Raw genomic sequence first — 12796 nt, forward strand, 5'->3', positions numbered from 1 at the left:
TTAGCTAAGGATTGGTGGGTTACGGCGGATATCTAATTAAATGGTTATGTCTTACAATTGAGTCCCGCCTAACCCACCCTACCAGACTGATCCCTGATTTGCCAGCAGTATCCTAAGTCGGGGATCTGAAGTACCTCACTGATGCTTCTGTTGTAAAAAAATTCAGCAAAATTTTGATCGGCTTGTCACCCCATCAGAGAATTTGCACTTAGGTTTGCAGTTCGTTGAATTTGGCGCGAATAGTTTCTACCCGTTTGCGGTTGACGCCTAAATCGGATTGTCCTAAACGCGATGCTGAACGAACATGGATAACATTCGCTCCTTCATCTAGGAAAAATTCTACGTCATCGACGAACCCCATCAGCTTAGTCGCGAATTCGGCGTAAAGATAATTCTCTGATTCCGTGATAATTTTGGTTCTTTCCATGTTCTCAATCAGGGTTTTTAGGTCAGCTATTGCCTTAGCTGGTGCTGATTTGTAGGTTAACGGATCAATTTTATGTTGGGCATCTTGAGCTTGACTGTTGACACAGTTTGGCGTTTCGGGACAGGTAGTTAACTTCCCTGACTCAACACCAAGATTCGTGGGTCGTTTTCCAGCAAACATCTCTCCTCCTGAAACAGTTAAGGTTACGCCTATAGAGGCAGAAACAATGAAGATTAAAGCAATCAAGACGATCAAAATAGCTTTAAGTGGTGATCGCTTTTGCGCTTCTAATGTCATAGTGTTTGTCCTTTGTCATTCGTTATTTGTCCTTTGCCTTAATTAATCATTTAGACAGGGTGGGTTTGAGGGATAGCAAAAGGCAGAGGCTAGAAGGCTTCAAGGCAGACGGTTTATTACTTCTTGAGCCAAGAAAAGAGTCACAGTTTTACCCATCAAACCTCAAGGCTTGACCGCGTACATCTGTGTGCAGTTTGCCCCGTTCATAAGCCACTTTACCTCCAACAATCGTCATCACCGACCATCCGGTTAAGTTCCAGCCTTCAAAGGGACTCCAACCACATTTAGTTAAGAGTTCCTCTCGCCGCACCGGATGGTAATTTTCTAAGTCTACTAAGACCAAATCGGCATCATAACCGGGAGCGATCGCGCCTTTGTTGGGAATGCGATAGGCTTTAGCAGCAGCCGTAGACATCCAGTTGGAGACTTGGGCAACAGTACAGCGTCCTTGTATGGCTTGGGTGAGCATTAAGGCTAAGGATGTCTCTACTCCCGGCATTCCTGAGGGACTATTGGGATAGGTTTGGGCTTTTTCCTCTAGGGTATGAGGGGCGTGATCCGTGGCAATAAAGTCAATGACGCCATCTAATAGCGCTTGCCAAAGGGTGGCATTATCCTGGGGCGATCGCAAGGGTGGGTTCATTTGCGCCAAGGTGCCGATTTCCTCATAGGCGCTGGTATTGAGGAGCAGGTGTTGAGGGGTGACTTCAGCCGTTACCCAACTGGGTTTATCTCGACGCAGTAACTCGGCTTCCTCCCCGGTAGACAGATGCAGAATATGCAGGCGTCGCTGATATTTTTTCGAGAGTTTCAGCGCCAGTTGAGTCGCATTTAGGGCGGCTTGATTATCCTGAATCTGGGAGTGAATTGCCGGATCATTAATTCCAGCAAATTTTTCCCGCCGTTCCCGGATTCGCTGTTGATCTTCAGCATGAACCGCAATTAGTCGGCTTCCCTCGGCAAAAATTGGGTCGAGGGCTTCCTCGCTATCCACTAATAGCCCCCCACGCATCGAACCCATAAATATTTTAATCCCACAGGTCGGCTGTGCCTCACGCAGATCGGGCAAATTTGCTGGCGTCGCGCCAATAAAAAAGCCGTAGTTGACTAAGCACTTCTCGGATGCCCGTTTCAGCTTATCGTCTAAGGCGGCTTGAGTTGTGGTTAGGGGGCGAGTGTTGGGCATTTCCAGAAAGGAGGTAACGCCTCCCTTGGCACAAGCACAACTGGCGGTAAATAAGTCTTCCTTATGTTCTAAGCCCGGTTCGCGAAAATGAACTTGTGGATCGATAACTCCCGGCAACAATGTTAACCCTGTTGCGTCGATTTCCCTATCTGCCGAAGCTGAGATGTCTGGGGCAATCTGGACAATTTCTCGACCACGAGTGAGGACATCTCCCAGCAAAATGTCCCCTGTGGGCATGAGAATACGAGCATGGCGGATGAGTAAGCTTGAGTCAGAGGACATAAGAAAATGCTAAAATTCCCAATAGCTTCAGTATTCCTACTTTAAAGCGAATTTTGTCCAGTTACTAGAGGAACCACTGCGGTTACAACCGCTTCGGTTACATTGGAAGAGATGAGCCTACTAATCGGCTGATTTTCCTCCGCTGATTTTCCCCCATCGTCCAACTCGTGATTGCTTAAGGTGATTCAACGGCTATGACTCGTGCCCAAAATCGAGACTCTGAAAAACAATCGGTACAAAAGACGGAAAATCCCTGGGTAGAGGGATTTAAGACCATTGGCTTAAGTATTTTTCTCGCGATCGGGATTCGCAGCTTTGTGGCAGAAGCGCGATATATCCCTTCGGGTTCTATGGAACCCACCCTACAGATTAACGATCGCCTGATTATTGATAAGATCAGCTATAACTTCCGTCAACCCCAGCGCGGAGACATTGTTGTCTTTTCTCCCACAGATGCGCTCAAGCAACAAAATTTCAAAGACGCCTTTATCAAACGAGTGATTGGTCTTCCTGGCGAAACCGTGGAGGTGAAGGGAGGACGAGTTTATGTCAATGGTCAAGTCTTGCGGGAACAATATATCGAAGAGGAAGCCGAATACAGCTACGGACCCGTGACTGTGCCTGAGGACAACTATTTGGTTTTGGGAGATAATCGCAATAATAGCTACGACTCTCACTATTGGGGTTTTGTCCCCCGTAACAATATTATTGGACGAGCGATCGTCCGCTTTTGGCCCCTGGATCGGGTAGGTGAAGTCGATGTGATTGAATCTGTGGCTCCAGACGCCTCTCCTTCAACCCAGATGCAACAGCCAGTAGACTAAAACGTTTTCGGTGAAGCTTGCAGGAGAGCCGAGGAACAGGGGAAGGGGAGAAATTTCTCCCCTTTTCTGTATGACCTGATACGCATGTCACTTTTGTAGTGGCGTGGCACACCTAATTGGGTAGATTAGCTTGGGTTCGTAGTAGGGAACCTTAGCCCTAATTTCTTATGTTTTCTGGGCGTAATGGTCGGGTAAAGTTTGAGGGTCGCCCCTCTCCCCTCCCCTGAGAACCGTACATGAGACTTCGCACTCATATTATATTTTTTTAACGCAGAGGTACGCAAAGGATGGCGCATAGGTACGCAGAGAAATTTGCTGTATTTGGGTGAAATTTTTATACTGAAGTTTCTCTGATGCTGATGTACTACAATTAGCTTAACGCCTTATCCAGTAATAGTGTGAACGATGATCGGTTAAAATCCTACTGGATACAATCTTCGGCTGCGATGGCTGAACCTCTTATCTGATAACACTTTTGTCACTAAGCTGAGAGTATATTACTGATATTGAATTATGGAAAGAATTGAAATTAAAGATTTTGTGGGAATTAAAGATATTACGCTAGATGTCAAACCCATTAATATTTTGATCGGTCCCCAAGCCAGCGGGAAGAGTGTCGTCGCCAAGTTACTCTTCTACTTCAAAAGCTTTATATCTGAAATTCTTAACGCCGCAGAACGATCAAAACATAAAAGAGAGCTTGATCAAGATTTCAAAAGCAGATTTTATGAATATTTCCCGTCATCATCCTGGGGAAACGCAAACTTTAAAATTTGTTATTATGTCGGTGAAGATTTTATTGAGATTTACCGAAAACGAAAAAACAAGAAAAGCTCACCGGAAGTGGTACTTAACTATTCAGAATTTTTTAAAGATGAATTTGTTTATTTGAGAAATATCATTCAGAAACAAAATGAGAAAGCCGCTGAACAAGATATGCCAGTTGGTGTTCTCTCTCGTTTCAATATTATCTATGATATACAGCGATCCTTTTTACGGGATGTAGCTAAAAAAGTTCCTCAAGTTGTCACGTTTTCACAATTATATATTCCAGCAGGACGATCCTTTTTTGCCAATCTCAAAAGTAGTATATTCACTTTTTTATCTGAGAACAAAGCTGTCGATCCGTTTCTGGTTGAGTTCGGGAATTACTATGAAAGCGTGAAAAATCCGATTAGACTTGAAAGGTTGAGAGGAAGAGTCAATAACAAACAATTAAACGAGGAGATAGATAAACTTAGCACAAAAATTCTTTGCGGCAAGTATTTTCAAGAAGACGGGGAAGATTATCTGGCAATGGATAGAGGCAGAAAAATTAGTGTTTCAAATTCGTCTTCGGGACAACAAGAAGTATTGCCATTAGCTCTTATTCTTAGAGCAGTTGCATTATCAAAACCCAAAATAGGGGGTCAATCCATATATATTGAGGAGCCAGAGGCACATATTTTTCCAGCCGCTCAGAGAGATATGGTCGAGCTAATTTCTACAGTCTATAACTCTGGCAAAGATAACTTGCAGTTTTTTATTACAACTCATAGTCCTTATATATTAACGGCTTTCAATAATCTGCTTCAAGCCGGATTCTTGGCGGCTAATGCTACTGAAGAAAAGAAAAAAGAAATAGCTCGTTATGTTCCTACATCAAGATTACTTGAGCCTAATGATCTGGCTGTATATTCTTTAGCCGATGGTTATTGCCATTCCATTCTCGATCTTGAAACAGGATTAATAGATACGAATATTATTGATGACGTATCGAATGAACTAGCCATTCAGTTTGATCAACTTCTCGATATCAATCCATGAGAAATTTTGCCGAGTGTGAAACGATTAAGAGTGATACCTATATTGTTGTTACTGATCCTGGGAGTCGAAATAAACGAAGTAAATTCCGATTACATAATCCAAATCGGGCTACCATAAAAGTTGTTCAGGTAGATGATTGTGTGATTAAAGACGGTATCAGATGCGACTATTTACTCATATTGCCCAATGAACAAGAGGTTTATATTGAGTTAAAAGGTTCTAATGTTCAGCATGCGGTGGAGCAAATTGAAAGAGCGATTGAGGTGTTGTCTTGTAATTGCAAATCTCTGATTAAACTCTGCTTTATTTCAAGCACAAGATGTCCCATCAACTCAACTGAAATACAGAATCTAAAGAAAAAGTTTAAACAAAAATATAATGCTAAACTCTTTATAAAGAATGGAGAAATTTCCTATACTTATGAGGGGAATTCATAGCGCACGTCTGGAAAAGGGCGCACGTCTATGCGCCCCTACGTCGCCTCAATCATTGGGTAGTGAATCCGAGTCTGACGGTTCTGTATATTGACGAAATATACCTCAAGGGTTACGATCGCACCTGTCAAGCCAAAATCCGGCTAACCCTACCAAGGGTGTACTTCCCGGATTTGGGCGATACTCCTGCACCTTGGTGCGAAAGCTAGCACTCGCGCCCACCCTGACTTATGTGAAGATTCTGTAAAGATTAAACACTTAACATAAAGACTTGATAAAGATGTAAATTCTTAAAAAGTAATTAACCATTTCTTTACAAAACTTTGGCAAAGTATATTTGTACTCAAAAAAAATAGAAATATTACCAAGTAAGCGGCTTGGCATCTGTAATTTAGGTTACAGAAAAGGACGGGAAAACGAGAAGAGGTCAATTCCGCCGTGATAGCGCTGTGCATAAATTCCTCGATTCGCTTTCTCTTCCCCTTTATGCCCTAGCTGAGGATAACACCTGAACAACCTGAGTTTTTTGTTAATTAAACATGGCTAACTTTACACTCCAGTTACTACATGCGGCTGACCAAGAAGGGGGAATCCCAGCGATAGACGACGCGCCCCGCTTTTCGGCTGTTCTCAACGCCCTGAAAACGCAAGATATTGATGGTATTCCTGGGGTTGACTTTCCCAATACCCTGGTTTTATCGTCCGGAGATGCCTATATTCCGGGTCCCTTTTTCTCCGCCAGTAGAACCGCGTTTGGTGGTGCTGGACGAGGCGATATCTTAATCCAAAATGAGTTAGGCTTTCAAGCGATCGCCTTTGGTAACCACGAATTTGACCTGGGTACGGGTGCGATCGCGGATGTGATTGCGGCGGATGGTGATTATCCGGGAACTCAGTTTCCCTATCTCAGCGCCAACCTGGATTTTAGCCGTGATGAAAATTTAGCACCCCTTGTGGTTGAGGATGGACAAGAAGCCGATACCATTCCGAACAGTATTGCTGGCAATACCATTATTACCGTTAATGGGGAACGCATTGGTGTTGTTGGTGCGACGACGCCAACCTTACCTCAGATTTCCTCTCCCGATGATGTCGGCGTTGCGCCGATTGAATTTGATTCGGCTAATCCCGCCGATATTCAGGCGTTAGCCACAGAAATTCAAGACTCGGTCGATACCCTGCTGACCAATAACTCGGATATTAACAAAGTTATCCTGCTGGCGCACATGCAGCAGATTGGGATTGAAGCACAACTGGCTACCGCTTTGGCAGATGTAGACATTATTGTCGCTGGCGGTTCCAATACGCTGCTAGCTGATGAAACGGATCGCCTTCGCGCTGGCGATGAAGTGGAAGGTGCTTATCCGATTCTCAAGACAGCAGCTGATGGGAATCCCGTTGCTGTAGTTAACACCGATGGGAACTATAAATACGTGGGTCGCTTGGTGGTTGACTTTGACGAGAACGGTGTAATTATTCCGGATAGCATCGACCCTACGATTAGTGGTGCTTACGCCACCGATGAGGAAGGCGTCGCCGCTGTGGGTGGGACTCCTGACCCCGATATTGTGGACATTACCCAGACGTTGCGGGATGTCATCGCCAGCCAAGAGGGTAACATTTTTGGCAATACCGAAGTCTTTCTTAATGGAACACGCAGCGATGTCCGCACCCAAGAAACTAATTTGGGAAATCTTACCGCCGATGCGAACCTGGCGATCGCGCAGGAGTCTGACCCCAGTGTGGTGATTTCCCTGAAAAATGGGGGTGGGATTCGGGATAACATTGGTGTCGTCACCTATCCTCCTGGTTCAACAGATCCCGAAGATATACTCAAACTCCCGCCCCAACCCAATCCCCTCGCTGGTAAGGAAGAAGGAGATATTTCTCAACTGGATATTTCCAACTCCCTCCGCTTCAACAACGGGTTAACCTTAGTCACTGTCACCGCCCAAGAACTCCTAGATATTATTGAACATGGCGTTTCCCAGACAGAACCCGGTGCAACACCGGGACGGTTTCCCCAAGTTGGGGGGATGGCGTTCAGTTTTGATGCCGATTTGCCAGCGGGCGATCGGGTTCAATCCTTAGCGATTCAAGATGGTGATGGGAATGTCACCGATGTGGTTGTTGCCAATGGTGAACTAATTGGCAATCCCGATCGCAGCTTCCGTATGGTCACATTAGCCTTTCTCGCGGGTGGTGGTGATGGCTATCCTTTCCCCATGGGAGACTCTGCCAATCAAGTCAACTTGGCACAAGCCGACGATGCACCTCGCACAGGGGTAGCCACGTTTGTGCCGGATGGTTCTGAACAAGATGCGTTAGCGGAGTATTTGGCAGACAATTATAGCCAAACGCCCTTTGATAATAAAGATGTACCTCCTGCACTCGACACTCGCATTCAAAACCTAGACGTTCGTAGCGATACCGTCCTCGGTGAAGGCGCGATCGCGGGAACGGATGGGGCAAATACCCTCGTCGGTACCCCAAATCAGGATTTAATTCTCGCCTTTGCTGGGAATGACCTTGCTGCTGGTGAACTCGGTGATGATCTGATCCGAGGTGGCGATGGTGATGATGTACTGCGGGGAGACCGGAATAGCCGCAGCGCCCAAGTGGGTGAAGCTGGGGGTGATGATATCATCTACGGCGGTGCAGGGAGCGATCGCATCGGGGGTAAGAGTGGTAATGATACTCTATTTGGTGAAGCTGGTGATGATCAAATCTGGGGCGATGATGGCGATGATATTATTTATGGCGGTCTGGGTAATGACACCTTAACCGGTGATGACTTCTCTGGTGGTCAAGGGAGTGATACCTTTGTGTTGGCTGTGGGAGAAGGAACGGACACCATTGTTGATTTTGAAGTGGGAACTGACGCGATCGGTTTGGCGAATGGTCTCACCTTCGGTCAGTTGTCCTTTAGTGAACAAGATGGGAATACCTTAATTAAATCCGCAGATGATACGGTGTTGGCTATTCTCAATCAGGTAAATGCTGATAGTTTAACTGAGACTTCTTTTCTGGTGATTTAACGGATTCATCCCACGCTGTATTTTATTCAGCGTGGGGTACTGATCGCCGGATCAGCTAATGTGCCTTCATCCAAAGATACGAAAAACTCTCTGATCTTTTCGTCTCGTAAGTTCAACCATTTCTCTAAATGTCTGCTGTAGGCTTTCGCCTTGTCTTTCGCATCCGGGTTATTCAATAGCACCGTTATTGCCTGGTTAATCTTATCTGGATTAATAGTCGTTCGACGGATTCTCTTGGCAAACCCTTTTCGCACCAGACAGTCGAGATTGTATTCTTGTTCGTACATCATTCCCACCCCGACAACGGGTTTACCCGCCAACGCCGCAGTCATGACGGTGCCAATACCACCATGAATCACGGCGATGTCAGCCAGCCGATTCACCTGCAAAGCAGGTAACCAATCGGTCAGAAGCACACCAACCGGAACGTTTATATTTAAACCTTCTGTTTTTCGCTGCATCGGGGAAATCACATTAAAGGGTTGATCCTTAAACCCTTCCACTATGGCTTTAATTACAGAAGGTCGTCCCGAACTACCCATGGAAAAATAGACCAGAGGTTTATCTTGATTCACCCATTCAAGTACCGCTTGGGGGATTTCTTTATCCAAGTTGGCAATTAATGGACCAATATAATAGTCGGATTGGCGTTGTTTTTCTAATCCGGAAAAGTCCTCGGGTTCAGCCAATAAATTGTAATCGCCTTGCCAAAGTTCGTAGATGTCTTTGAGGGGCTGAACTTGATACTCCTGTGCTACTGTATTCAACGGTTTGAGAATCGCCTTGCTGAAATAAGCAACAGCCCGCTTGGTTAACCATTGCAACATAGTGTCTGGTAGGTGTCTGATCAGGGGACGCTCAAGATCATCCATATAGGAACCCAATCCCTGATCAATCATCGCTTCAATATCCCAGGTGGATTGTGTCAGCCACACCAAGGGTATCTTTGCCACACGACAGGATAGGGTTACCGTGGTATTGAAGCCTGTAATCGCGGCGAGAGGACGCAGGTTTTGCAGGAATGCTACTTCATTTTTTACGCGATCGCGGGTTTCTGCTAACGAAAAAAATGATCCCAGTTTTTCTCCTTGATCAATCTGATAGAGATGCTCGATTTTCGTGGGGGTCAGGCGAGGCGATAACTTCGTCAGCGCAAATCCTGCATCTTCAATGAGTGGTTCAAACTGTCCTCCGTAGCTAGCAAAGTGTAGATCAAACCTGGGACGACATGCTTTTGCCACTTCCAGTGTTCGCGTGGTTTCCGCTAAATTCCATGTGGCTGGGAAAAAGACTAAACGACTTCGTTGCATCATCTATTACCCATTGTTTCATTTAGTTGATTAAAAAAATTGTATATTCATTTAAAACTATTACAAACAAACCCTTTTTAACCGAATAATAATAACGAGTTAAACTTGCACTAGGAGTATTTACTTAGAGAGGTCGATCTTTCCAGACACGTTCAATAAGCATTCTAGGAGTAGCTTTATGGTAGGTTACTTTACCTTACCCATGTCAGAAACTCTAATTCGTGACGCTTATTTCCTGAAACAGATCGACGGCAAAGAACCAGCAACCGATTCAGCATCCGCCGCCACCGCGATCGCCACAGGGCAGAAAACCGATGCTGGTAACATTGCTTGGTTAACGGGTGATCCAGCCGATGGTGCATTAACGACAATTGCGGAAACATTACGCCGTGACCAAGGCTTCTCAATCGGTGTCGTTAGCACCGTACCCTTCAGCCACGCCACACCTGCGGCGTTTGTCAGCCATAACGTTAATCGTAACAACTACTTGGACATCGCCAATGAAATCATCAACACCACTCAGCCTGATCTGGTGATTGGTGGGGGTCATCCCAATACCTATGGTCGTTTTCGCTATCTCTCAGAGTCGGATTACAATGCGCTGAACTCCGGTGACGCTGGCTATACCTTTGTGGAATGGACAGCCGGTGTTGATGGCGGCGATGCTTTACTGACAGCCGCCGAGACTATTGATGTTAATGCTGGGGAGAAACTCTTCGGCTTGTTTGGTGGTGAGGGTGGCAATTTCGATTTCCATCAGGTGTCTGATACCCCAGGGAATCCATCCGTCACTCCCGGTAGTGTGGAGAATCCCACGTTGACGGAAGCAACGAATGCGACGTTATCGGTACTCAATCAAGATCCCGATGGTTTCTTCGTCATGTTCGAGCAGGGGGATATCGACTGGTCAAACCACGGTAATAACTTTGAAACGATGATCGGCGGGGTTTGGGATTTAGACCAAGCCGTGCAAGCCGCAGAAGCGTTTATCGCTCAACCGGGCGATGATTTGGACTGGTCTAATACGTTAATGATCGTCACCTCTGACCATTCCAACAGCTATCTCCGCAACAAAGAGGTACTAGGTAAAGGTGACTTACCGCAGCAGGTGGAAGCCAGTGGGGAGGGTAGTTATGGCAGTCCCTGGCTGTATCCGAATGGGGAAGTCTCCTACCACACCACGAATCATACCAATGAACTGGTAACTTTGTCCGCTCGTGGTGCAGGTGCGGCGTCGTTCTCGGAGTATGCGGGTTCCTGGTATCCGGGGACAGATATCGTGGATAATACCCAGATCTATCAGGTGATGGATCAAGCCACTCAAGACGGGGTGGAACATCTGATCCTGTTCATCGGTGACGGGATGAACATTGAGCATGAAATCGCCAGTAGCCGTTATTTGTATGGAGAAGATAATGGACTTGCTTGGCATGACTGGGGTGAACTGAGTGATGGCTGGACGGGCTTCTCGTCTACCTGGGATGTGACGACCTATAACAAGTATGCCTCGGTGCATGACTTACCGGCGTATGACGCCACTAACTTTGACCCGACACTGGGTTACGATCCAGACATCGGCGGGGTTGAACCCGGTTATCCCGAAGGTAGTATTATCCAAGCCAGTTCTGATGGTGACACGCTGGTTGGTGAGGTTGACCTGGATGACTTGATCGTGGCGAGTGACGGTGATGATACCGTTGCTGGCGAGATGGGTCATGACATCATTGTCGGTAAAGACGGTGACGATGTACTGCGGGGCGATCGCAACAGTCGTTCTTCTGGCGGTCAAGTCGGCGGGGATGACGTGATTTACGGTGGTAACGGGAATGACCGGATTGGCGGTAAAGGGGGTGATGATATCCTCTTGGGTGAAGACGGCGACGACCAAATCTGGGGTGATGATGGGGATGATATCCTGCGCGGCGGTTTGGGTCATGATACCTTGACTGGTGATGACTTCTCTGGGGGTCAGGGGCGTGATACCTTTGTCCTGGCTGCGGGCGAAGGAACCGACACGATTGTTGATTTCAATGTTGGTGAAGATTTCATCGGTTTGGTCGGAGACCTGACATTTGGACAATTAACTATCGCTCAGGATGGCGAAAATACGCTGATTGGGTTAGACAACGAAACGTTGGCAATTCTGAATCAGGTGGATGCGAGTAATCTGACTCAGGATTATTTCGTAGCGGTCTAATACTACTACCAAGTCCAAGCAAGATCCCCGACTTCTCCAAGAAGTCGGGGATCTGGGATAAATAGATAGTTCCCTGTTCCCTACTCTCAACCGTTAACTTTAAATGAAAGTCCGACTACTTACTCATTAGGATTAGGTAATTTATAACTTCTTTACTTTTTCAGAAAAAATAATTGAGTTATTTTTTTAAAAAACTGTAACAAAAAATACATTTTAAAAAAGAAAAAATACAATAGAAATTGCCTGGATTATTATGGAGTAAATTGATGAAAGTTTTACGCATACTTGTCGCTGGATCTGTTGGTGTGGGTAAGTCTAGCTTTGTGCGAACCGCTAGTGATACTGACTTCATAGAAACCGAGCGCTTAGCTACGGATTCCACGTCCTTATTGAAACCACAAACAACCGTTGCCTTTGACTTTAACCGTCTGGTACTCAGTCCGGAAATAGAACTGCACATCTACGGCACTCCGGGTCAATCTCGCTTTGATTTTATGTGGGATGTGTTAATCAAAAGAGCTGATGCCTATATTCTGTTAGTAGCAGCCCATCGTCCAGATAATTTCCCATTAGCTTATGATATTCTCTCCTATATGAATCAGCGCGTGCAAATTCCAATGATTGTTGGTTTAACTCATACGGATTGTCCAAACGCCAGGGAAGTAGACGAAATTATTAGAGAGTTGGGCTATCTCGATGAAGAAAAATCCCCCATCGTGGTGACTGTGAATCCGACTAACATAATTTCCGTGATTGAATCCCTACTAATGCTAAAGTCTCTTATCCTGCAAGAGGATGACTTTTGCCTGGATCAATCGTATCACTCAGTAGTGCGTCCCTCTTCGGTTAGTGACCAAACACCTCATTTCATTCTTCGGTAAGTTTTAGTCCAACCCAGTCGATAAGCGTTTCAGTCTGTGACCCCTCTTTCTGACAGATACTCGACAACGGGAAACCAAGACAGCCTTGCACTTTGCTGTGTAGTTCTCTTTCTG

The 12796-nt window shown here is 45.8% G+C and carries 9 protein-coding genes; 6 read left to right on the forward strand and 3 right to left on the reverse strand.

Annotated features, from left to right (window positions below; genetic code table 11):
• Positions 1-208: 208 nt before the first annotated feature.
• Together RID53_RS17305 and RID53_RS17310 are read right to left on the reverse strand one after the other, a co-directional pair.
• Positions 209-724 carry a DUF1499 domain-containing protein gene (locus RID53_RS17305; protein WP_446389271.1) on the reverse strand — a complete coding sequence of 172 codons (516 nt, stop codon included), beginning with the start codon at positions 722-724 and terminating at the stop codon, positions 209-211.
• 148 nt (positions 725-872) lie between these two features.
• The gene (locus RID53_RS17310; RefSeq protein WP_446389272.1) at positions 873-2192 is read right to left on the reverse strand and encodes a dihydroorotase; all 1320 of its coding nucleotides are present in this window, start codon (positions 2190-2192) and stop codon (positions 873-875) included.
• Between the two features lie 194 nt (positions 2193-2386).
• Here RID53_RS17310 and lepB point away from each other — a divergent pair, with 194 nt between their 5' ends.
• The 4 genes from lepB (at position 2387) to RID53_RS17330 (ending at position 8294) form a co-directional block, all read left to right on the forward strand.
• Entirely contained in the window at positions 2387-3016 is a 630-nt protein-coding gene (gene lepB, locus RID53_RS17315) for a signal peptidase I (RefSeq protein WP_446389273.1), read from the forward strand.
• Between the two features lie 513 nt (positions 3017-3529).
• Entirely contained in the window at positions 3530-4822 is a 1293-nt protein-coding gene (locus tag RID53_RS17320; protein ID WP_446389274.1) for an AAA family ATPase, read from the forward strand.
• Complete coding sequence (locus tag RID53_RS17325) at positions 4819-5259, forward strand: hypothetical protein (RefSeq protein ID WP_446389275.1); 441 nt, start codon at positions 4819-4821, stop codon at positions 5257-5259. Before RID53_RS17320 ends, RID53_RS17325 begins: the two co-directional genes overlap by 4 nt.
• A 596-nt stretch (positions 5260-5855) precedes the next feature.
• Positions 5856-8294, forward strand: coding sequence for a 5'-nucleotidase C-terminal domain-containing protein (locus RID53_RS17330; RefSeq protein ID WP_446389325.1), 2439 nt, complete (start codon positions 5856-5858; stop codon positions 8292-8294).
• Positions 8295-8320: 26 nt separating this feature from the next.
• Here RID53_RS17330 and RID53_RS17335 read toward each other — a convergent pair whose 3' ends face one another.
• The gene (locus RID53_RS17335) at positions 8321-9604 is read right to left on the reverse strand and encodes a nucleotide disphospho-sugar-binding domain-containing protein (protein ID WP_446389276.1); all 1284 of its coding nucleotides are present in this window, start codon (positions 9602-9604) and stop codon (positions 8321-8323) included.
• Between the two features lie 178 nt (positions 9605-9782).
• On the opposite strand from RID53_RS17335, the gene RID53_RS17340 reads away from it, so the two are divergent.
• Both RID53_RS17340 and RID53_RS17345 read left to right on the forward strand, forming a co-directional pair.
• Complete coding sequence (locus RID53_RS17340; RefSeq protein ID WP_446389277.1) at positions 9783-11801, forward strand: alkaline phosphatase; 2019 nt, start codon at positions 9783-9785, stop codon at positions 11799-11801.
• Positions 11802-12067: 266 nt separating this feature from the next.
• Positions 12068-12682, forward strand: coding sequence for a GTP-binding protein (locus RID53_RS17345; RefSeq protein ID WP_446389278.1), 615 nt, complete (start codon positions 12068-12070; stop codon positions 12680-12682).
• Positions 12683-12796: the final 114 nt, after the last annotated feature.

The sequence above is a fragment of the Coleofasciculus sp. B1-GNL1-01 genome (assembly GCF_040220235.1).
Lineage (GTDB): Bacteria > Cyanobacteriota > Cyanobacteriia > Cyanobacteriales > Coleofasciculaceae > Coleofasciculus.